The following is a 21,796-nucleotide window of genomic DNA, read 5'->3' as shown; positions in this document are numbered from 1 at the left end:
CACTTAGTTCACCAAGCTCGCGGGGGTCGGGCCACCGGGGCGGACCGTGATGCCGTACTCCGCCTTCGTCGGGAGGGAGTGGAAGGCCGGGGTGTGGGCCGGGAGCAGGTGTTCGAGCAGGATGGTCGATTCGCGGAGCGCGAATTGCAGACCCAGGCAGGCGCGGGGGCCGATGCCGAAGGGGAAGTAGGCGCCGAGGTGGGCGGGGCGGCCGCCCGGGGTGAGGAAGCGCCGGGGGTCGAAGTGCTCCGGATCGGGCCACAGTTCGGGATCGCGGTGCGTGAGGTACGGGCAGACCAGGAGGTCGGTGCCCGCCTCGACGGCGTGACCGGCGAGGGTGTCGTCCTCGGCGGCGTGGCGGGGCAGGATCCAGGCGATCGGGTAGAGCCGGAGCGTCTCGTGAACCAGAGCCTGGAGGGCCTGGCGGCGTTCCGCCGAGCCTTCTTCCCCGGCGGCGAGGGCTTGTTCGCGGGTGGCGGGGTACCGGTCGAGGAGCAGGTAGAGCCAGGTCAGCGTGGTGGCGGTGGTTTCGTGCCCGGCCACGAGCAACGTGACCAGCTCGTCGCGGATCAACTGGTCGGTGTACTCGGGGTGCTCGGCGGCGTCGATCAGGACGTGCAGCAGGCCCGGGCCGTCGGGGCCGGCCTCCCCGCTGCGGGCGGCCTCGATGGCGTGCCGGGCGACCGCGTCGATCCGGGCGAGATCGGTGGCTACCGCGTCCTGGGCGTCCGTGACATCTGCGGGCAAGGTCGGAAGAGCGGTCGCCACGGCCGCCACGGCGCCCAGTTCGCGCTCGGTCCCGTCATCGAGGTGGTGCCCGGTGAGGGAGCGCCAGATGGCGTCCAGGGCAAAGCGGCGCATCTCCCGCCCTACATCGAGGGTCTGCCCGGTACGGGCGTACCCTCCCCAGCGCCGGGCGGTGGTCCGGGCAGCCTCGGTGATCCGCTGTTCGTAGCGCCGCATCCCGGTGCCGGTGAACTGGGCCTGCAGCAGGCGGCGTTGCCGTTTCCACGCCGCTCCGGTGGCGGAGAGGACGCCGTCGCCGACCAGCAACCGGGCCCGGTGCGAGCGTTTGACGTACCGGTCCGGCCGCCGGGCGAGTACGTGCTGGACCGCGTCCGGGTCCGTGACCAGCAGGGTGGGAGCCGGCCCGAGGCGGAACGCGGCGACGCCGCCGCACTGTTCGCGCACCCGGGTCAGCAGCTCGATCAGCTCGCCTCCCTCGGCATGCCACTGCTTCACGAGCCCGGGCTCGGCCTCGGGGACCGGCCGCCCGGTGCCGGGAACGTGCGGAAGGGAGCCGTGGCCGGCTCGGGTGTCCGTGCCTTGGATGTCCGTGCCTTGGGTGTCCATGCCTTGGGTGTCCATGCTTCTTCTCCTGGTCGACCGCTGGGCTGGTCCTTGACGGATCCTCAGGGAGCATCGCCACCACGGACTGTACGGGAGCAGGCACATCCGGTGACACCTTCCCCTGGTGCGGCCGCCGTCACCACTCGTCCTCGGTGTCCTCCTCGTACAGGCCCTCCAGCCGTTCGACGCTCTTCTCGGCGATCTCCGCGGCGAACCGCGGGCACGTCCACGACTCCACTCCGCGGACCTCTCCGGCGGGCGGGAACTCGTCCGGCGCGTAGAAGTGCGGCAGGTCCGTCCGGAACTTCCCGCTGTCCAGGGGCGGGTGGGCGTCGGTGTGGGCGCACTCCTCGGGGCGGGGAGCGGCGGCGACGGCGCGCATCGTCGCGGTGATGCCTTCGACGGCGGCCAGGACCGGACCGGGGTACGAGATCGTCATCGTCCGGTGGGCGACGAGCAGGAGGACGACCCGCTCCCGGTCGCCGACCCGCCCGCCCCGGTCGTACCGTCGAGCGGCCCAAAGCCCCAGATCGTCGGCGTACTTCTGGTTCCAGCTCTTGCCGTCGAGCCGCTCCACGATCTTCCCGATCTCCAGCCGCCCGTCCGCCCGCAGATACTCGGCGTCGAGATGCGAGGTGTCGCGGGGCCCGAAGAGCCGGTCGCGGCCCTCGCGCAACTCGGCCAGCGTCTCCTGCGCCACCTCCGCCATGAACACCGGGCACACCACCTGCTCCAGCGGGACGTCCCCATGGAAATAGGAGTGGCGGTCCCGTTCGTAGACGGCCCGTCCGCCGGGACTGCTCAGGGTGATGCCGAGCCGGGAGGCGGCCGTGCCGCTGCCGGACAGGCGCGGGTGCGCGTCGTGGTCGCAGGTCGCGTCGGCGAAGTCGGGCAGGACCTTCTCGACGCTGTTGATCAGGTCGTCGAGGACGGACTTGTCCCGGATCATGCCGGAGACAGCGTGCCAGCTCACCGCCCGTACGGCCTGGAGACGGCCGGGACGGTCGGCGGGCTCCGCGAGAGCGAGGTTCCAGCCCTGCGAGGCGATCGCGCTCGCGACGTCGGTCCCGGCCCCGGGATAGAGCTCCAGCACCCCTTCCAACGTGTCGATGTCCTCCCGGTCCTCCATCGGCAACCGGGGCGGGACGTCCGGGACTTGGCCCGGCTCGATGATGTCCAGGGCGATCCGCGCGTATCCGGCGACATTGCGTGGGCAGAGCCACTCCTCCCGGGGCTGGTTCTCGTCCCACTCGGCGTTCTCGTCGGCGAGCCGGGGCAACAGCCCGGGGAGTTCCTCGTCGTTCTCCTCGGCTTCATGGGTGCGGTACGGGTGCGTGTCGTGGTCGCAGGGCTGGTCTCGCAGGTGGCCGTCGGCAGCCCTCAGGGCGGCCTCGGCCTCGCGCCGGACGTCCGCGCCCCGGTCCCCCTCCGTGAGGTCCTCTTTCGGCAGCCCCGCGAGGTAGGGGGCCATGATCGCCAAGCCGAGCGTCCACACATACGCGGTCTCGCCGCCCGGATCGGCGACGAGACGGGCGGCGCAGTCGAGGACCGGCCCGTTGTACTCGCCGCGGCTGGGATACAGGTAGCGGTCCTGCATGTCGCCCCAGGTACGGGCGAGTTCGTCGAGTGGCGTGCCGTCGATCTCCCTCACGATCTTCCCGACGCCGGGCGGGCGTGAGAAGTTCCACGTTTGGACGCGGTGGCGCGAATTCGCGCTTCTGAAAATGATTGTCATCATGCTACGGTCGGTGAGCGTTCAACCTTTGACCACGCCTTTACCCGGAGTGTCCCGTGCGCGTCCCCGCCCGTCTTCTCCCCTTGACCGCGGCCACCGCGGCCTCCGCCCTGCTCACGGGCTGCTTCTCGTCGGTGGGAACGGAGGAGGCAGGCAGCGAGGGCAAGCGCATACGTGTCGCGCACATGCTGCCGCCCCGCTCGGGTCTGTCCCCGCTCTCCGACGACGCGTTCAAGCTGTCCCGCTGGTCGACCGCCGAAACCCTGGTGAAGCTGAACGCGGTGGGCGACGCGCAGCCCGCGCTGGCCACCGAGTGGGAGCAGTCCGGCAAGAGCTGGACGTTCACGATCCGGGACGGCGTCACCTTCCACGACGGTACGAAGCTCACCGGTGAGGCCGTCGTCAACTCCCTCACCGTGGCCGCCACCGCCTCCCCCAAGCCCCGCATCCTCGACGGCGTGGAGCTGACCGCGAAGGCCGACGGCAACACCGTCACCGTCACGACCGGCACCGAGGACCCGCTGGTCCCGCAGCGCCTCAGCTCGCCCCAGCTGTCGATCCTCGCGGCGAAGGCGTACAAGGGGAAGACGGTGAACCCGGTCGGCGCGGGCACCGGCCCCTTCGAGCTGACCAAGGTCAACGGCACCTCCTCCGCCTCCCTCGACCGCTACGACGGCTACTGGGGCGGCAAGGCCAAGGCCCCCGGCATCGACGTGAAGTTCGTGCCGGACGGCACCGCCCGCGCGGCCGCCCTGCGCACCGGCGAGGCCGACATCGTCGAGGCGATCCCGGTGTCGCAGGCCGCCGTGCTCGACCAGGACCTGATCACCGAGGTCCCGATGCCGCGCACCAACACCCTCTACCTGAACACCGAGAAGGGCGTCTTCAAGGACGTCTCGCTGCGCGCCGCCGCCCGCGAGGCCATCGACGCGAAGTCGATCGTCGAGGGTGTGTACGAGGGACGCGCGGACGTGGCCGAGGGTCTGCTCGGCCCGGCACTCCCCTGGGCCGCCGAGCTGCGCTCCACGGTGAAGCGCGCCGCGGCGGGCAAGCCCTCCGGCCAGACCATCACCATCGGTACCTACAGCGACCGCGCCGAGCTGCCCGAGGTCGCGGCCACGCTCCAGCAGCAGCTGCAGAAGGCCGGGTTCAAGGTGAAGCTCGACGTGCGCGAGTACGCCAACATCGAATCCGACGCGCTGGCGGGCGAGTTCGACGCGTTCATCCTCTCCCGGGCGACCGTCCTCGACTCCGGCGACCCGGCCGCGTACCTCTACAGCGACTTCGGCTCCGACGGCTCCTTCAACCTCTCCCAGTTCGCCGACAAGACGGTCGACGCGGCCCTGGACAAGGCCTCCGAGACCGCCACCGGTGACGCCCGCCGCAAGGCGGTCATCGAGGCCGAGGCCGCCGTGCTCGGCACCGACGCCGCCGTCCCGATGCTGCACGAGCGCGTCATCCAGGGCGACGCGGCCGGGGTCGTGGACGCGGCCCACGACCCGCGCGAGCGGGAGCTGGTCACGGCCGACACCTACGTCAAGTGAGGTCGGCCGCAAGGAAGTCGGTCAGCCCGGCAGGGCTGACCCGCTTCGTCTGCCTGATCACCGTCCTGACCGTGGTCGGCCTCCTGCCCTGGCTCTCCGGCCGCGACCCGGCGCTGACCGTGCTGCGCGCCCGCTCCGCCGAGCAGGAGGCGACGCCCGAGGCGCTCGCCGCGATCCGCGAGGACCTGGGCCTGGACGCCAGTCCCCTTTCCCTGCTGGGGAATTGGACCTCCGGGCTCCTTCGGGGCGACCTCGGCACGTCATGGGTCTCGGGCACGGACGTCCTCCCCTCCGTGGTCTCCGGCCTCCAGGTCTCCCTGGGCCTGATGGGCGCCTCCTTCGCCGTGGCCGTGCTGCTGGCCTGCGCGCTGGTCGCCCCGGTTCTCGTACGGGGCCGGGGGTCGAGCGGCGCGTTCGCCTCGATGCTGGCCGCCGTGCCCGAGTTCCTGCTGGCCACGGTGGTATTGCTGGTGTGCGGGGTCTGGCTGGGCTGGCTGCCCACGTCCGGCTGGGCGGGCCCGGAGTACATGGTCCTGCCCGCGATCGCCCTCGGCGTCCCGGCCGGCGGCCTCCTCGGCCGTCTGGTCGCGGACGCGCTGCCCGCCGTGCTCGACGAACGCTGGGTCGAACTGTGGCGAGGCGCGGGCGTGAGCCGGGCGCGGGTCTCGGCGGCCGCGCTCCGGCGCGTACTACCGCCGCTGGTCCCTCAGTTCGGCATGGTCGCCGTGGGCCTGACCGGCGGCGCGGTCGCCGTGGAGACGGTGTTCGCGGTCCCCGGCATCGGCCGTACGGCACTGGGCGCGGCCAAGTCCCAGGACCTCCCCCTCCTCCAGGGCTCGGTCCTCGCCCTCCTCGCCCTCGGCCTGGTCGTGGGCGCCCTCGCCGCACTCGCCCGGCGCCGACTGCTCGGTCCGGCCCTGCGCGACGCGGGCCTGACGCTCCCGGCGGCCCGCCCGATCCGCACCCACCCGGCGGTACCGCTGACCCTGGCGGTCGTCCTCCTGGTCACCATCGGCTGGGGCCTGCTGCGCGACCCGTACGCCGTGGACACGACCGCCCGCCTTCTCCCGCCCTCCTGGGCGCACCCGCTCGGCACGGACGGACTCGGCCGTGACGTACTGGCCCGCCTCGGCCACGGCGCGGCCTCCACGGTGGGCACGGCGGCGGCGGTCTGCGCCTTCAGCCTCCTCCTCTCCCTGGCCCTCGGCTTCCTGCCGAGCGTGGCGGCGGGCGCGGCGGACATCGCCAACGCGCTGCCCCCGGTGATCGCCGGCATCCTCGTCGCCGCGGTCGTCGGCCCCGGCACGGGCGGGGCGGCCCTGGCGGTCGCGCTGATCTCCTGGCCCGCCCTGGCCGCGCACGCGGCCGCCCTGGTCCAGGAGGTCCGCGCGTCCACGTTCCTGACCGCCCAACGGGCCATCGGCGCGAGCCCGTTGTGGATCCTCACCCGCCATGTGCTGCCCTCCGTGGCGGCCCCGGTCACCCGCCACGCCATCCTCCGTCTCCCGGGCATCGCCCTGGCGCTGGCCGCGCTCGGCTTCCTCGGCCTGGGCGCCCAACCTCCCGCCCCCGAGTGGGGCCTGCTCCTCGACGAGTCCCGCGCCTACGTGGAGCGCGCCCCGTGGGCGGCCCTGGCCCCGGCAGTCGCCCTGGCGCTGCTGGCGGGTCTTGCGGTGTCGGGCGCGGCGTACGCGCAGGGCCGCACAGGCGGCCGCCGTATGGGAAAGGCAGGCCGAGCACGCATCACGAAGGAGGAGGCTTCCGTTGAAGTCGCAGTCCGAGCCGACGTCTGACATGACATCCGACGTGCCGTCCGACGTGACGTCCGACGTGACGTCCGACGTGACGTCCGGCATGCCGTCCGACGTGACGTCCGGCGTGCTGCTGTCGGTGCGCGACCTGCGCATCTCGTTCGACGGGGTGGCGGCCGTACGCGGTCTGTCGTTCGACGTCCGCGAGCGCGAAGTGCTGGCCGTCGTCGGCGAGTCCGGCGCGGGCAAGTCCCTCGCGGCACGGGCCCTGCTCGGGATGCTGCCCAAGGGCGCCACGTCGAGCGGAACGGTACGGCTGCGGGGCGAGACGGACATCGCCGCCCAGCGCGGCCGCCGTATCGCCCTCGTCCCCCAGGACGCCCTGTCCGCCCTCTCCCCCGTGCACCCCGTCGGCGACCAACTCGCCGCGGCCGTACGGTCGGTGGCGGGCGTCTCCCGCAAGGAGGCCCGCGCCCGGGCGGTCGCCGCGCTCGACCGGGTCGGCATCCCCGACGCCGTACGCAAGGCGCGGGCGTATCCGCACGAGTACTCCGGCGGTATGCGCCAGCGGGCCGTGATCGCCATGGCCACGATCAACGAACCCGACGTGGTCGTCGCCGACGAACCCACGACCGCCCTCGACGCGGAACTCCAGGAACAGGTCCTACGGGTCCTCGGCGAGCAGCGTGAGGCGGTCGGCGCCGCGCTCGTCCTGGTCACCCACGACCTCGGCGTGGTCCGGGACCACGCCGATCGCGTCCTGGTCATGTACGCCGGTCGCCAGGTCGAACAGGGCCCGACCGAACGGGTCCTGGGCCGCCCCCGGGCACCGTACACGGCGGGCCTGCTGGCGTCGCTGCCACCGGACGCCCCCGACGGCGACCCGCGCACTCGTCGCCGTCGGCTGCCGTCCATCTCCGGCTCCCCGCCCACCCCCGACGCCCTCCCGCCCGGCTGCGCCTTCGCACCCCGCTGCCCCCTGGCCGAGGACCGCTGTCACCAGGAGGAACCGGGGACGTGGACGGCCGGCGCCGACCACGAGGTCTCCTGCCACCGCTGGGACGAAGTGCCGTCCTCGGCGACCGAGTTGTTCCTGGAGCAGCCCGTATGAGTGATGCCCTGCTCGATGTGCGAGACCTGGTCGTCCGCTACGGCACCGTCACGGCCGTGGACCATGTCTCCTTCACCGTGGACGCGGGCGAGACCCTCGCCCTGAACGGCCCCTCCGGCTGCGGCAAGTCCTCCACGATCGCCGCGGTGCTCCAGCTGCGCCGCCCGGAGGGAGGCGAAGTCCGTTTCGAGGGCCGGGAGTTGACGACCCTCGCCGAGCGCGAACTGCGCCCGCTCCGCCCCCGCATGCAGCCGGTCTTCCAGGACCCGTACGGCTCGCTCAGCCCTCGCCACCGCATCCGGGACGCGGTGGCGGAACCGCTGAAGGTCCAGGGTCGCTGGAACACCGCGGACGGCCCGGCCCGGGTCGCCGAACTCCTCGACCGGGTCGGCCTGGACCCCGCCTACGGCGACCGCTTCCCGCACGAGTTGTCCGGCGGACAGTGCCAACGCGCCGGTATCGCCCGCGCGCTGGCCTCCGAGCCCCGCCTCCTGGTCCTCGACGAACCGGTCTCCGCGCTCGACCCCTCCATCCGGGCCGGCGTCCTCAACCTCCTCGCCGACCTCCAGGACGAGCTGAACCTGGCGTACCTGTTCATCTGCCACGACCGCGCGGTTGTACGCCACTTCGCGGACCGCTCGATCGAGATGCGCGCCGGGAGGCTCGTACCGGCGTAGGCCCTACTGGGCGGGGCGGGCCACCTCGATGAACCGGCGCAGCCCCTCGGCGAGTTCGTCCGCCTCGGGGGCGCTCGGCGGGTCGAAGGTCCACTGGGCGATGAGCCCGGTCATCAGGGTCAGGATGAAGTTGCCGAGGGTGTCCATGTCCTTCTCCTGGACGTCCTCCTCGCGGCCGCCCATGAACATCGGGATCAGCCCACGCCGCGCCTCCCGCTGAGCCAGCGCGAGATGGTCCCGCAGCTCGGGCAGCTGGTCGCCCATGACGATGATCTCCATGCTGAGCCGCCACATCGACCCCGGCTCCCGCATGGTGTCGATGATGTTCGCCCACACCTCCCGGAACCGCTCGACCGACCCTGGCTCGGTACCGCTCATCGCCGGCCCTTCCGCGTCGAAGGCCTGCGACATGTCCCCGACCAGGGCCACGTACGCCTGTGCCAGCAGCGCGTCCTTCGAGCCGTAGTGGTAGCCGATCGACGCCAGGTTCGTCCCCGACTCCTTGACGATGTCACGCGCCGTCGTACGCGCGAAGCCCTTCGCCAGCAGGCAGCGCTTGGCGCCTTCGAGCAGATCCTCACGGTGTCCCATGCGGATCAGCGTAGCCCGTCGCCATACAGACGTCCTAGACGCTTGTTTTAAACAAGTGTACTAGACATCCGTATAAGACATCCGTACAGTCCCAGCCATGACGACGAATTCCGAGAACGCGCCCCCTGCCGGGCGGGCAGGCCGCCGCGAATGGACCGCCCTGTGCGTCCTGATGCTTCCGCTGCTGCTGGTCTCGATGGACGTATCGGTCCTCTACTTCGCGATCCCGGCGATCAGCGCGGACCTGGAACCGAGCGGCACACAGCAGCTGTGGATCTTCGACATCTACGCGTTCGTGCTGGCCGGTCTGCTGATGACCATGGGCTCGCTCGGCGACCGCATCGGCCGTCGCAGGCTCCTGCTGATCGGCGCGGCCGCGTTCGGCGCGGCGTCGCTGGCGGCCGCGTACGCGAACAGCGCGGAGATGCTGATCGCGGCGCGCGCGGTGCTCGGCATCGGCGGCGCGACCCTCATGCCGTCGACGATGGCGCTGACCCGCACGATGTTCACGGACCCCGGCCAGCGGGCGAAGGCGATCGGCATCTGGTCGGGCGTGATGACGGCGGGCATCGCGCTCGGTTCGGTGCTCAGCGGTGTGCTGGTGGAGTTCTTCTGGTGGGGTTCGGTCTTCCTGGTGAACCTCCCCGCGATGGCCCTGCTCCTGCTCCTGGGCCCAGTCCTTCTCCCCGAGTCGAGGAACCCGGCTCCCGGCCGCTTCGACCTGATCGGCGTCCCGCTGTCCATGGCGGCCGTCCTGCCGACCGTCTACGGCCTGAAGGAGATCCCGTCGGAGGGCTGGAACGTCCGCTACGTCATGTCGGTGACGGTCGGCCTGCTCTTCGCGGCCCTCTTCGTGCACCGCCAGCGCACGACGGCGTCACCGATGATCTCCCCCGAGCTGTTCCGCGACCGGGGCTTCGCCCCTGCGGTCGCCCTCAACCTCATCGCCGCGTTCGGGATGATGGGCTCGGCGTACTTCACCACCCAGTACCTCCAGTCCGTCCTGGACAAGAGCGCGCTGGAGGCCGCGCTGTGGGGTCTGCTTCCGTCCGTGCTCGTGGGCGTGGCCGCGCCCGTGACGACACAGCTCGTACAGCAGGGCGTGAACCGGGCGTACGTGGTGGCGGGCGGCTTCGCGACCGCCGCGTGCGGCTACGGCGTGCTGTCCACCGCCGGTTCGGACTCCCTCTGGCTCGTCCTGGCCGGTGCCGGCGTTCTCGCCGCCGGCACGGTCACCGTGTTCTCCCAGATGACCGACCTGGCCCTGAGCGCCGCCCCCGTGGAACGAGCCGGCTCGGCCTCCTCCCTCCTGGAAACCGGCCAGGAGTTCGGCGGCGCGCTGGGCATGGCCGCGCTGGGCTCCATCGGCACGGCCGTCTACCACCACGAGATGCCGGCGTCGGCCCCGGCCCCCGCGCAGGAAACCCTGGGCGGCGCGCTGGCGGTGGCCGCCGAACTCCCCGGCGACACCGGCCGGTTGCTGGCCACAGCAGCGAGGGAAGCGTTCACCGACGGAATGCGGGGCGCTGCGCTGGCCGGAGCGATTGTCCTGTTGGGGGCCGCGGTGGTGGCGGTGAGGGCGTTGCGGGGCGTACAGGTACGGAAGGAGTGCGAGGAGGTTCTGACCTGACGCCCAAGAGCTCGGGGGTGCGGTGTGTGTGGCTACTGCGGGTGAATGGTGGCTGGTCGCGCCCACGCGGCGGAGCCGCAAATCGACACAGCCCCGCGCCCCTGAAAGGGGCGCGGGGACGAACTCAGACCAGGTTCACCGAGCGGGCGGACGTCGCCCCGATCTCCGCGGCCACCTCGGCGAGCACGCTCTGCGAAACCGTGTCGTCGACGGTCAGCACAGCCAGCGCCTCCCCACCCGCCGCAGACCGAGCGACCTGCATGCCGGCGATGTTGATCCCGGACTCGCCGAAGATCCGCCCCACCGTACCGACCACACCCGGCCGGTCCACGTACCGGAACACGACCATGTGATCGGCGAGCGCGAGATCCACGTCGTAGTCCCCGACCGCGACAATCTTCTGGTGGTGCTTGGGCCCGGCCAGCGTGCCGGACACCGACACCTCCTCGCCGCTGCCGAGCGTGCCCCGCACAGTGACGACATTGCGGTGGTCGGGCGACTCGGAGCTCGTGGTCAGACGGACCTCGACGCCCCGCTCCTGCGCGAACAGCGGAGCGTTGACGTACGACACGGTCTCGTCGACGACGTCCTCGAAGACACCCTTGAGCGCGGACAGCTCGAGCACCTTCACATCGTGCTGGGTGATCTCGCCGTACACCTCGACATCGAGCCGCACCGCGACCTCACCGGCGAGCGCGGTGAAGATCCGGCCGAGACGCTCGGCGAGCGGCAGACCCGGCTTGACGTCCTCGGCGATGACACCGCCCTGGACGTTCACCGCGTCCGGCACCAGCTCACCGGCGAGCGCGAGACGCACGGACCGCGCCACGGCGATACCGGCCTTCTCCTGGGCCTCGTCGGTGGACGCACCGAGGTGCGGCGTGCACACGACCTGGTCCAGTTCGAACAGCGGCGAGTCGGTGCACGGCTCCTTGGCGTACACGTCGAGGCCCGCGCCCGCGACGCGGCCCTCCTTGAGCGCCGAGTACAGCGCGGCCTCGTCGACGATGCCACCGCGCGCGGCGTTGACGATCCGAACCGACGGCTTGACCTTCGTCAGCGCCTCGGCGCCGATGAGGCCGACGGTCTCGGGGGTCTTCGGCAGGTGGACGGTGATGAAGTCGGAGACCTCGAGCAGCTCGTCCAGCGACAGCACCTTCACGCCCATCTGCGCGGCGCGCGCGGGCTGCACGTAGGGGTCGTAGGCGACGACCTTCATACCGAAGGCGGACATGCGCTGCGCGACGAGCGCACCGATCCGGCCAAGGCCCACCACGCCGAGGGTCTTCTCGGCCAGCTCCACACCGGTGTACTTGCTGCGCTTCCACTCGCCGTTCTTCAGCGCGGTGTTCGCCTGCGGGATGTGGCGCGCGGTGGCGAGGACGAGACCACAGGCCAGCTCGGCTGCGGTCACGATGTTCGAGGTGGGGGCGTTGACGACCATCACGCCGGCCTTGGTGGCGGCGGAGACGTCCACGTTGTCCAGGCCGACGCCGGCACGCGCGACGACCTTCAGCTTCTTCGCGGCGGCGACCGCCTCGGCGTCGACCTTGGTGGCCGAGCGGATCAGGATCGCGTCGACGTCGGCGATGGCCGGGAGCAGTTCGGCTCGGTCCGCTCCGTTGCACTGCCGGATCTCGAAGTCCGGCCCGAGCGCGTCCACGGTGGCGGGCGACAGCTCTTCAGCGATCAGTACGACTGGTTTCGAGCTCACGTGAGTCCTCACAAGTCCAATGCTGCGGACGGCCGTCCCGACGGCCGCAGGCGGTGGAGGGTGGTGGCCGCGTGGAAGACGCACGACGCTGTGGGCCCTGACGCGTATGTAGTACGGCAGTGTAGTGGCGCCGAGGCGTCGCTTCACGCCGCTACGGAAGGATCACCCGAAGGGGAAAACAAGGCCGGCCATGGCTTCGGGTGAACCCCTCCATGGCCGGCCTCTCAGGTCACGCCTCTTCGTCGTTGACCCAGCTCATGAGCTTGCGCAGCTCCTTGCCCGTGGTCTCCAGCAGGTGCTCGGAGTCCTGGGTCTTGTACTCGTTGTACTTCTTCAGACCGCCGTGGTACTCGTCCATCCACTGCTGGGCGAAGGTGCCGTCCTGGATCTCGGCGAGGATCTTCTTCATCTCGGCCTTGGTGGCGTCCGTGATGATCCGCGGGCCGGTGACGTAGTCGCCCCACTCGGCGGTCTCGGAGATCGACCAGCGCATCTTCTCCAGGCCGCCCTCGTACATGAGGTCGACGATCAGCTTCAGCTCGTGCAGGCACTCGAAGTACGCGATCTCCGGCTGGTAGCCGGCCTCGGTCAGCGTCTCGAAGCCCGCCTTGACCAGCGCGGCCGTACCACCGCAGAGAACGGCCTGCTCACCGAACAGGTCGGTCTCGGTCTCCTCGGTGAACGTCGTCTTGATGACGCCAGCGCGGGTGCCGCCGATGCCCTTGGCGTACGACAGCGCCAGCGCGAACGCGTTGCCCGTGGCGTCCTGCTCGACGGCGGCGATGCAGGGAACGCCGCGGCCCTCCTCGTACTGGCGGCGGACCAGGTGGCCCGGGCCCTTGGGGGCGACCATGCAGACGTCGACGCCGGCCGGGGGCTTGATGAAGCCGTAGCGGATGTTCAGGCCGTGGCCGAAGAACAGCGCGTCGCCGTCCTTCAGGTTCGGGGCGATGTGCTCCTCGTAGACCTGGGCCTGGATCGGGTCCGGGACGAGGATCATGATGACGTCGGCCTCGGCGGCGGCCTCCGCCGGGGTCACCACGCGCAGGCCCTGCTCCTCGGCCTTGGCCTTGGACTTGGAGCCCTCGTGCAGACCGACGCGGACGTCGGCGCCCGAGTCGCGCAGCGACAGGGCGTGGGCGTGGCCCTGGCTGCCGTAGCCGATGACCGCGACCTTGCGGCCCTGGATGATGGACAGGTCGGCGTCAGCGTCGTAGAACAGCTCGGCCACTTTGGGTTCTCTCCTTGAGTGCAGGTGTTGCGTCCCACCGTATGACGGCGGAGGGAAAGGAAGTCTCGCGGTCTCGGTATGCGGGCGGTCACGGGCGGCCGGAATTCCCCCGGCCGCCCGAATGTGCCTTACGCCGACCGGTCCAGGGCGCGCAGCGAGCGGTCCGTGATCGAACGGGCGCCGCGGCCGATCGCGATCGTGCCGGACTGGACCAGTTCCTTGATGCCGAACGGCTCCAGCATCTTCAGCATGGCGGACAGCTTGTCGCTGGATCCGGTGGCCTCGATGGTGACGGCCTCCGGGGAGACGTCGACCGTCTTGGCGCGGAACAGCTGGACGATCTCGACGATCTGGGAGCGCGTCTCGTTGTCGGCGCGCACCTTCACCAGGACGAGTTCGCGCTGGACGGCGGAGGACGGCTCCAGTTCGACGATCTTCAGGACGTTGACGAGCTTGTTGAGCTGCTTCGTCACCTGCTCCAGGGGGAGCTCCTCGATCACGTTGACCACGATGGTGATGCGGGAGATCTCGGGGTGCTCGGTGACGCCGACCGCGAGCGAGTCGATGTTGAAGCCGCGGCGGGAGAACAGGGCGGCGATCCGGGCGAGGATGCCGGGCGTGTTCTCGACGAGCACCGAGAGCGTGTGCTTGGACATGGGGGTCGTACCTCTTCCTGGTGCTCTCAGTCGTCTTCGTTGTCGCCGAAGTCGGGGCGGACGTCCCGGGCGGCCATGATCTCGTCGTTGGAGGTGCCGGCGGCGACCATCGGCCACACCATCGCGTCCTCGTGGACGATGAAGTCGATCACGACCGGGCGGTCGTTGATCGAGTTGGCCTCTTCGATGGCCTTGTCGAGGTCCTCGGGGCGCTCACAGCGGATCGCGTAGCAGCCCATGGCCTCCGACAGCTTCACGAAGTCGGGGACGCGGGTGCCCCTGGCCTCCGGGTTGACGTCGTCCGGGCCGGAGTGCAGCACGGTGTTGGAGTAGCGCTGGTTGTAGAACAGGGTCTGCCACTGGCGGACCATCCCGAGGGCGCCGTTGTTGATCACGGCGACCTTGATCGGGATGTTGTTCAGGGCGCAGGTGGTGAGCTCCTGATTGGTCATCTGGAAGCAGCCGTCGCCGTCGATCGCCCAGACGGTCCGCTCGGGGGCGCCGGCCTTGGCGCCCATCGCGGCCGGGACCGCGTAGCCCATCGTTCCGGCGCCGCCGGAGTTCAGCCAGGTGGCGGGCTTGTCGTACTGGATGAAGTGGGCGGCCCACATCTGGTGCTGGCCGACGCCCGCCGTGAAGATCGTGCCCTCGGGGGCGAGTTGACCGATGCGCTCGATGACGGCTTGCGGGGAGAGCGAGCCGTCGGCGGGCTGGTCGTAGCCCAGCGGGTACGTCTCGCGCCAGCGATCGAGGTCCTTCCACCAGGCGGCGTAGTCGCCCGGGTTGCCCTCGCTGTGCTCCTTCTGCACGGCCTGGATCAGGTCGGCGATGACCTCGCGGGCGTCACCGACGATCGGCACATCGGCGGCACGGTTCTTGCCGATCTCGGCCGGGTCGATGTCCGCGTGGACGATTTTGGCGTGCGGGGCGAAGCTGTCCAGCTTGCCGGTGACGCGGTCGTCGAAGCGGGCGCCTAGGGCGACGATCAGGTCGGCCTTCTGCAGTCCGGTGACGGCGGCCACGGAGCCGTGCATACCGGGCATGCCCAGGTGCTGCGGGTGGCTGTCGGGGAACGCGCCGAGCGCCATCAGGGTGGTGGTGACGGGCGCCCCGGTCAGTTCGGCGAGCACCTTCAGCTCGGCGGTGGCCTGAGCCTTGAGGACGCCGCCACCGACGTACAGGATCGGCCGCTTGGCGGCGGTGATCAGCTTGGCGGCCTCGCGGATCTGCTTGGCGTGCGGCTTGGTCACCGGGCGGTAGCCGGGCAGGTCCATGGCGGGCGGCCAGCTGAAGGTCGTCTGTGCCTGCAGGATGTCCTTGGGGATGTCGACCAGGACCGGGCCGGGGCGGCCGGTGGAGGCGATGTGGAACGCCTGGGCGATGGCCCGCGGGATGTCCTCGGCCTTGGTGACGAGGAAGCTGTGCTTGGTGATCGGCATCGTGATGCCGACGATGTCCGCCTCCTGGAAGGCGTCCGTGCCGATGGCCTTGGACACCACCTGGCCGGTGATCGCGACCAGCGGCACGGAGTCCATGTGTGCGTCCGCGATCGGTGTGACCAGGTTGGTGGCGCCGGGTCCCGAGGTCGCCATGCAGACGCCGACCCTGCCGGTGGCCTGCGCATAGCCGGTGGCCGCGTGGCCGGCGCCCTGCTCGTGCCGGACCAGGACGTGGCGCACCTTGGTGGAGTCCATCAGCGGGTCGTAGGCCGGAAGGATCGTACCGCCGGGAATGCCGAATACCGTGTCGGCGCCGACCTCCTCGAGAGAGCGGATGAGGGACTGCGCACCCGTGACGTACTCGACGGGGATGGACTGTCCTCCGGATCGGGGCCGCGGCTGCGGATGGTGGGCCCCGGTGGCCTGCTCGGTCATCGGCATTCTCTTCTCGATGCTGAGGGTGTTTTGCGAGGGTTTCTACGGCGTTCAGGCGGCGTGCGGCTCACGTCTGACTGGTGCCCGTGCAACAAAAAACCCCTCCTTGCCATGAGGCAAGCGAGGGGAGCGCGCCGGGTACGGTCGCTGGGGATTCCGGAACGTCGTCCGGTGGGTCCCAGCTTCAGCCGACGCGCTTTCCAAGTACGAGGATTCGGGTGCGCATGGCACTGACCCTCTCCCCGGCGCGCACCGCATGTCAAGTGGGTGGGACAGGAGTCTCATTATGTGAGCGAAGGACACTTCCGCCTCCGTACACAGCGGTCACACCACTTGTGTACACCCCTGTGCCCCCGATTGCTCGTTCACCACCCGGGAGCAACAACCGGTGCGCCTCCGGTTCTCTTCCGCCGCCCGCGAACACGGGTTCCACCGGACCGTGCGGCACCGGATAGGAGCCCGCGGCCAGGGCCCGGCGCAGCCGGTGGTCGTCCAGCGGTCCGGAGAAGGCCGCGCCCTGGCCGTGGGTGCAGCCCATGGCGCGCAGGGCGACAACCTGCTCGGGCAGATCCACGCCGTCGGCGACGGACTCCAGGCCCAGGTCGTTGGCGATGCGCAGCAGCCCGCTGGTGATCTTGTGCAGCCGCGTGGATTCCACGACCCCTTCGACGAGGCCCCGGTCCAGTTTGAGTACGTCGACGGGGAGGCGGCGCAGCGCCGTGATCGCCGCGTGGCCGCTGCCGAAGCCGTCCAGGGCGACCCGGACGCCGAGGCGCCGGAGGTGGTTCAGCCGGCGCTCCAGATCGTCGAGGGAGCCCTTCACCTCGGTGTCGGACAGCTCGATGACGAGTGCGCCGGAGGGCAGCCCGTGGCGGGTCAGGAGGGTCTCCAGGGAACCGGGGGGCAGTGAGCGGTCCAGCAGGCGCCGGGCGCTCATCCGGACGGACACCGGCACGCTCAGGCCGCCCCTGAGGCGGTCGGCGGCCTGCTCGACGGCCTGCTCCAGCATCCAGCGGCCCAGCTCGGCGGTCTTGTCGCTGTCCTCGGAGACCCGCAGGAACTCGGCGGGTGTGAACAGCACCCCCTGGGAGGAGCGCCAGCGGGCCGCGGTCGCGATCGACGAGATCCGGCCGGTCTCCAGCTCCACCACGGGCTGGTTCAGCAGCAGGAACTCGCCGTCGTGCAGCGCGGCCCGCAGCCGGGTGGCCAGCTCGGCCTTGCGTACGACGTCCTGCTGCATCTGTGGCTTGTACAGCTCGACGCGGCCCTTGCCGGACGCCTTGGCGCGGTACATGGCGAGGTCGGCGTTGCGCAGCAGCTCGCCGGCGCCGAGGCCCGGCTCGGCGAAGGCGACGCCGATGGAGGCGGCCACCCGGACGTCGTTCCCGTCGATGGTGTACGGCTGCGAGAGGGTGACCCGGAGGCGGTCGGCGAGCTCGAAGATGTGCTGCTCACGGGCTGCCCGGTCGCGGGAGCCGTCGCCGACGATCAGGGCCGCGAACTCGTCGCCGCCGAGGCGGGCGGCGGTGTCCCCCTGCCGGACGGCTTCCTGGAGTCTGCGGGCGGCCTGGACGAGCAGTTCGTCCCCGGCCTGGTGCCCGATGGTGTCGTTGACGGCCTTGAAGCCGTCGAGGTCGATGAAGAGGACCGCCGTGTTGCGCAGGGCGACGCCGCGGTCGGAGGAGCGGCGGCCGGAGAGCGCCTGCTGGACGCGCTTGGTGAACAGGGCGCGGTTGGGCAGGTCGGTGAGTGGGTCGTGCTCGGCATTGTGCTGGAGCTGGGCCTGCAGGCGCACCCTTTCGGTCACGTCCCGGCTGTTGAAGATGAGGCCGCCGTGGTGCCTGTTGACCGTGGACTCCACGTTCAGCCAGCCGCCGTCGCCGGACTTGAAGCGGCACTCGATGCGGGTGGTGGGCTCCTCGGCGGGGTTGGCGGCGAGGAAGCGGCGCACCTCGTGCACCACGCAACCGAGGTCCTCGGGGTGGATGATCGAGGCCAGCTCCTTGCCCATGAGCTCCTCCGCCGGGCGTCCGTAGACCCCGGCGGCGGCCGGGCTGACGTAGCGGAGGATGCCGTTGGGCGCGGCGATCATGATGACGTCGCTGGAGCCCTGCACCAGGGAGCGGAAGTGGTTCTCCTTCTGAGCGAGCTCCTGGGTGAGGGTGATGTTGTCGAGGAGGATGATGCCCTGGCGCGCGACGAGGGCGAGCACGACCGTGCAGGCGGTGATGAGCACCACGCGGTCGATGCTGCGGCCGCTGAGGACGTTGTAGAGGATGCCCAGGGTGCAGACGGCGGCGGCCAGGTACGGAGTGAGTGCGGCCAGGGATCCGGCGATGGGGCGGGTGACCGGATACCGACTGTGACCTCCTCCCTGGAGAAGCACATCGGTGTGCCCTCCCTGTGGGCCCTCGGGGCGCTGTCCCGGGAAGTGTTCGTGCCCCACGCGCGCGTGGGTGTCGTCCTCGGGCCGGCCACCGTGCCGCCGGCCGGCCCAGGGGGCGTAGGCGAGGAGCAGGGAGCCCGCGAACCATCCGGCGTCGAGGAACTGGCCGGAGCGGTAGCTGTTGTGCAGCAGGGGCGAGGTGAACAGGGCGTCGCACATCACGGTGAGCGCGAGGGCGCCGATCACGGTGTTCACCGCGGAGCGGTGCATCGACGTACGGCGGAAGTGCAGCGCGAGCACCATGCTGACCAGGGCGATGTCAAGCAGCGGGTAGGCCAGCGAGAGCGCGGTGTACGCGGTGTTCGAGCCGTCGAGCTGGGCGGTCTGGGCCAGCGCGAGGCTCCAGGAGAGGGTGACCAGGGAGCCGCCGATGAGCCACGAGTCCAGCGCCAGGCAGACCCAGCCGGCCTTGGTGACTGGCCTCTTGGCCAGCACCAGCAGTCCGACGATGGCGGGGGGCGCGAAGCAGAGGAAGAGCAGGTCGGCGTAGCTCGGATCGGGTACGTCGCGCTGCAGGACGACCTCGTACCAGCCCCAGACGCCGTTGCCGAGGGCCGCCATCAGGGATGACAGGGCGAACAGCAGCCAGGCGGGTCGAAAGCGGCTGCGGCGGCTGCGCGCGTAGCAGAAGCAGGAGACGGCGGCCGCGGCCGCGGCCGCGGCGAGCCCGAAGTCGCCCATGACGAGGGCGACTTGCTTATTGCCCCAGCCGAGCGCGGCACCGAGTGCGTAGGCCGCGCACACCAGGGCCAGCACGAGCCGCACTCGCAGGCTCGCTCCACCGCGGCCGGACGACGGCCCGCCAAGCAGCGACGGGTCCGGCAGCGGCTTGGTCTCCCTGCGTGTGGGGCTCAGCGTGGGGGCGGACGGGCGGGGACTCACCGGGACTCCCAGGTGAGCGCCGCTCCCGTGCCCCGCCGGTCCCGGTACGTCGGATGGGTGTGTTTCCGGCGGCAGTTGTGCCTGCGGTGATGACCGTGGCCACCGTGACCGCCGTGGACGCCGTGACTCCCGTGCGGGTCTCTGCGCGTCACAGCTCGCCAGGGCCGCAGCCGTCGGCTCCGCCGCGTCGGATCGTTCGTCCATAGGCCGTGCATCGCCCGTCGCCCCCCTCGCAGTCTCAAGTCCGTCCCCGGCCGCCGAACGGTGCGCGGCGCAGCCCCTGTCGGGGACGATACACCAGTCTCGTCACTCAGGGACATAGTTCCTCTACGCTCCGTGACCGTCTGCGGCAATACGAGCACGTACCGCTTCCGTTGGAATGCGGAGGGTGCCCGAAGTGGATTACAAGTGCGCCGACTCTTCCGTCGTAAGGACCACGTTGCGCAGCGGCTCGTGGTTCACGAAACGCCCCAACTGGTCCACCAACAGCCTTTTGGCGCGCGGCAGAAAGGCTGTGCTGGGGCCGCCGACGTGGGGGCTGATGAGCACCCCGGGTGCTTGCCACAGCGGGTGCCCCGGTGGCAGCGGCTCGGGGTCGGTGACGTCGAGCGCCGCCGTGATGCGCCCGTTCTCCAGCTCCGCGAGCAGCGCCTTGGTGTCGACGACGGCTCCGCGGGCAACGTTCACCAGCAGGGCGCCGTCCTTCATCCGGGCCAGGAAATCACTGTTGACCAGGCCTTTCGTCTGCTCGGTGAGGGGAGTGGACAGAATCACGACGTCCGCCTCAGGCAGCAGGGAGGGCAGGTCGGTGAGCGGGTGCACCGGGCCGCGCGCCGTGGTGCGCTCAGAGCGCGCGACGCGCGCCACCCGCGCCACCTCGAAGGGGATGAGCCGGTCCTCGATGGCGGCACCGATCGCGCCGTATCCGACGATCAGGACCGTCCTGTCGGCGAGCGCTGGGCGGAACTCGCCCTGCCACTGCCCCTGTTGCTGCGCCCGTACGAAACCGGGGATGCCACGCAGGGAGGCGAGCGTCAGGGTCAGCGCGAGTTCGGCCGTGCTGGCCTCATGCACTCCGCGTGCGTTGCACAACTGGACGCCGGGGCCGACCGCCGACAGCCGGCCCAGGACGTCGTCCACGCCCGCCGTCAGCGTCTGAACGACCCTCAGGTTCCGCATGTGCTCCAGCGGTCCGACCCGCACCGCCAGGCGCTTCATGTACGGCACGACGTACAGGACGCAGTCCGCCGGGTCGCCCGGATACGCCTGGTCTCCCTTCTCACCCCCGTCCCAGAACAGGTAGTTGGGCCCTTCGGGGAGCCCGTCGATCTCGTCCGGGGGGATGGGGAGCCACACATCGGCGGTCACGTCAGCAGTCATGTGCGGAGGCTATGTCAGGTACCCGGGACGGCAGAGGTTAGGTTGGGGGGCCAGGAGAGGGAGGGTCACGACCAGGTGGAGCGCAGGACGATCGGCGCGGCGACGCTCGAGGTGGGGGCCGTCGGACTCGGATGCATGCCGATGACCTGGGCGTACACCGGGTCACGGCAACGGGGCGACGAGTCGGTGCGGGCGGTGCATCGGGCACTCGACCTCGGCACCACGCTGCTGGACACGGCCGACATGTACGGCCCGTTCACCAACGAACTGCTGGTGGGCCGGGTGCTGAAGGAGCGTCGCCGGGATGCCTTCGTCTCCACGAAGGTCGGCCTCCTGGTGGGCGAGCAGCACATCGTGGCCAATGGCCGCCCCGGTTATGTGAAGCGCGCGTGCGACGCCTCGCTGCGGCGTCTGCAGACCGACGTCATCGACCTCTATCAACTGCACCGCGAGGACCCCGAGGTACCCGTCGAGGAGACGTGGGGCGCGATGGCGGAGCTCGTACAGGCCGGAAAAGTACGGTCGTTGGGCCTGTGCGCGGTGGGTGCGCGGGCGGGGCGCAGGCCGGGGGCCGGCATGTACGACGCGACGCTCCGCTGTCTCCGGCGGGTCCAGCAGGTGTTCCCCGTGAGCGCGGTACAGGCGGAGCTGTCGGTCTGGTCGCGCGAGGCCCTCGCCTCGCTCCTCCCCTGGTGCGCGGCCCGCGGCATCGGCTTCCTGGCCGCCATGCCCCTCGGCAACGGGTTCCTCACCGGCACCCTCACCCCCGGCGAGGGCTTCGAACCGGACGACATCCGCGCCCGCCACCCCCGCTTCACCGCCGAGATGATGGCCGCCAACCAGCCCATCGTCGCCGGCCTCCGCCGCGTCGCGGCCCGGCACGGGGAGACGGTGACCCCGGCCCAGGTCGCCCTCGCCTGGCTCCTCTCCCAGGGTCCCCATGTGGTCCCGGTGCCTGGAACGAAGCACGCACGTTGGGCAGCGGAGAACGCGGGGTCCGCCGCACTGCGCCTGACCGCCGAAGACCTGGCGGAGATCGCCGCTTTGCCTCCGGCCCGGGGTTCCTGGGACTGAGCCGATAGCGCCCCCGCCGCCCCTACCCGTCCCATCCCCTACGGCGGGTGCGGGTCCGTGGGGGCTTGTCGCCAACACAACCGTCACGGACAAACGCACCCCGGACACCCCTCACCCCCAGCGGGGGTCTGAGGGCGGCAGCCAGCCCCC

General features: G+C 70.9%; 15 protein-coding genes. 6 read left to right on the top strand and 9 right to left on the bottom strand.

The features are described 5' to 3' along the window. Positions 1–3: 3 nt before the first annotated feature. Together CES90_RS04710 and CES90_RS04705 are read right to left on the bottom strand one after the other, a co-directional pair. Positions 4–1,368 (bottom strand): cytochrome P450, encoded by a 1,365-nt coding sequence (locus CES90_RS04710; protein WP_229913760.1) that lies wholly within the window; start codon positions 1,366–1,368, stop codon positions 4–6. A gap of 118 nt (positions 1,369–1,486) precedes the next feature. Continuing rightward, the gene (locus CES90_RS04705) at positions 1,487–3,001 is read right to left on the bottom strand and encodes a hypothetical protein (protein ID WP_229913759.1); all 1,515 of its coding nucleotides are present in this window, start codon (positions 2,999–3,001) and stop codon (positions 1,487–1,489) included. Positions 3,002–3,141: 140 nt separating this feature from the next. On the opposite strand from CES90_RS04705, the gene CES90_RS04700 reads away from it, so the two are divergent. From CES90_RS04700 to CES90_RS04685, 4 genes are all read left to right on the top strand, one after another. Beyond that, positions 3,142–4,629 carry an ABC transporter substrate-binding protein gene (locus tag CES90_RS04700; RefSeq protein ID WP_189782493.1) on the top strand — a complete coding sequence of 496 codons (1,488 nt, stop codon included), beginning with the start codon at positions 3,142–3,144 and terminating at the stop codon, positions 4,627–4,629. Then, entirely contained in the window at positions 4,626–6,422 is a 1,797-nt protein-coding gene (locus CES90_RS04695) for an ABC transporter permease subunit (RefSeq protein ID WP_189782492.1), read from the top strand. Before CES90_RS04700 ends, CES90_RS04695 begins: the two co-directional genes overlap by 4 nt. A gap of 61 nt (positions 6,423–6,483) precedes the next feature. Beyond that, a complete protein-coding gene (locus tag CES90_RS04690) occupies positions 6,484–7,491 on the top strand; it encodes an ABC transporter ATP-binding protein (protein WP_189782660.1) in 1,008 nt (335 codons plus the stop codon). Further along, positions 7,488–8,168, top strand: coding sequence for an ATP-binding cassette domain-containing protein (locus CES90_RS04685; RefSeq protein WP_189782491.1), 681 nt, complete (start codon positions 7,488–7,490; stop codon positions 8,166–8,168). Before CES90_RS04690 ends, CES90_RS04685 begins: the two co-directional genes overlap by 4 nt. A gap of 3 nt (positions 8,169–8,171) precedes the next feature. Here CES90_RS04685 and CES90_RS04680 read toward each other — a convergent pair whose 3' ends face one another. Next, entirely contained in the window at positions 8,172–8,759 is a 588-nt protein-coding gene (locus tag CES90_RS04680; RefSeq protein ID WP_189782490.1) for a TetR/AcrR family transcriptional regulator, read from the bottom strand. A 97-nt stretch (positions 8,760–8,856) separates the two neighbouring features. On the opposite strand from CES90_RS04680, the gene CES90_RS04675 reads away from it, so the two are divergent. Continuing rightward, entirely contained in the window at positions 8,857–10,389 is a 1,533-nt protein-coding gene (locus CES90_RS04675; RefSeq protein ID WP_189782489.1) for an MFS transporter, read from the top strand. A 124-nt stretch (positions 10,390–10,513) separates the two neighbouring features. On the opposite strand, the gene serA is transcribed toward CES90_RS04675, so the two are convergent. The 6 genes from serA to CES90_RS04645 form a co-directional block, all read right to left on the bottom strand. After that, positions 10,514–12,103, bottom strand: a complete 1,590-nt coding sequence (gene serA, locus CES90_RS04670) for a phosphoglycerate dehydrogenase (RefSeq protein WP_189782488.1) — start codon at positions 12,101–12,103, stop codon at positions 10,514–10,516. 229 nt (positions 12,104–12,332) lie between these two features. Continuing rightward, positions 12,333–13,334, bottom strand: coding sequence for a ketol-acid reductoisomerase (gene ilvC / locus CES90_RS04665; RefSeq protein ID WP_189782487.1), 1,002 nt, complete (start codon positions 13,332–13,334; stop codon positions 12,333–12,335). A gap of 128 nt (positions 13,335–13,462) precedes the next feature. After that, positions 13,463–13,990: an acetolactate synthase small subunit gene (gene ilvN, locus CES90_RS04660; RefSeq protein WP_055713333.1), complete on the bottom strand. Its 528-nt coding sequence runs from the start codon at positions 13,988–13,990 to the stop codon at positions 13,463–13,465. Between the two features lie 26 nt (positions 13,991–14,016). After that, a complete protein-coding gene (locus CES90_RS04655; RefSeq protein ID WP_189782486.1) occupies positions 14,017–15,864 on the bottom strand; it encodes an acetolactate synthase large subunit in 1,848 nt (615 codons plus the stop codon). 259 nt (positions 15,865–16,123) lie between these two features. Then, positions 16,124–19,192: a putative bifunctional diguanylate cyclase/phosphodiesterase gene (locus CES90_RS04650; protein ID WP_189782485.1), complete on the bottom strand. Its 3,069-nt coding sequence runs from the start codon at positions 19,190–19,192 to the stop codon at positions 16,124–16,126. A gap of 402 nt (positions 19,193–19,594) precedes the next feature. Beyond that, entirely contained in the window at positions 19,595–20,572 is a 978-nt protein-coding gene (locus CES90_RS04645; RefSeq protein ID WP_229913758.1) for a 2-hydroxyacid dehydrogenase, read from the bottom strand. 75 nt (positions 20,573–20,647) lie between these two features. On the opposite strand from CES90_RS04645, the gene CES90_RS04640 reads away from it, so the two are divergent. Continuing rightward, the gene (locus CES90_RS04640) at positions 20,648–21,646 is read left to right on the top strand and encodes an aldo/keto reductase (protein WP_189782484.1); all 999 of its coding nucleotides are present in this window, start codon (positions 20,648–20,650) and stop codon (positions 21,644–21,646) included. Positions 21,647–21,796 lie beyond the last annotated feature (150 nt).

Origin of the sequence: Streptomyces capitiformicae, assembly GCF_002214185.1 — a bacterium.
GTDB classification, from domain to species: domain Bacteria; phylum Actinomycetota; class Actinomycetes; order Streptomycetales; family Streptomycetaceae; genus Streptomyces; species Streptomyces capitiformicae.
Note: the sequence above shows the minus strand (reverse complement) of the source record. Positions and strands in the feature narration are given on the sequence as shown.

What these genes read in the sequence shown, in the direction of transcription:
- CES90_RS04645 (WP_229913758.1), bottom strand. Translation starts at nt 20,572, where the DNA reads ATGACTGCTGACGTGACCGCCGATGTGTGGCTCCCCATCCCCCCGGAC.
- CES90_RS04675 (WP_189782489.1), top strand. Translation starts at nt 8,857, where the DNA reads ATGACGACGAATTCCGAGAACGCGCCCCCTGCCGGGCGGGCAGGCCGC.
- ilvN (WP_055713333.1), bottom strand. Translation starts at nt 13,990, where the DNA reads ATGTCCAAGCACACGCTCTCGGTGCTCGTCGAGAACACGCCCGGCATC.
- CES90_RS04685 (WP_189782491.1), top strand. Translation starts at nt 7,488, where the DNA reads ATGAGTGATGCCCTGCTCGATGTGCGAGACCTGGTCGTCCGCTACGGC.
- CES90_RS04690 (WP_189782660.1), top strand. Translation starts at nt 6,484, where the DNA reads ATGCCGTCCGACGTGACGTCCGGCGTGCTGCTGTCGGTGCGCGACCTG.
- CES90_RS04680 (WP_189782490.1), bottom strand. Translation starts at nt 8,759, where the DNA reads ATGGGACACCGTGAGGATCTGCTCGAAGGCGCCAAGCGCTGCCTGCTG.
- CES90_RS04710 (WP_229913760.1), bottom strand. Translation starts at nt 1,368, where the DNA reads ATGGACACCCAAGGCATGGACACCCAAGGCACGGACATCCAAGGCACG.
- CES90_RS04655 (WP_189782486.1), bottom strand. Translation starts at nt 15,864, where the DNA reads ATGACCGAGCAGGCCACCGGGGCCCACCATCCGCAGCCGCGGCCCCGA.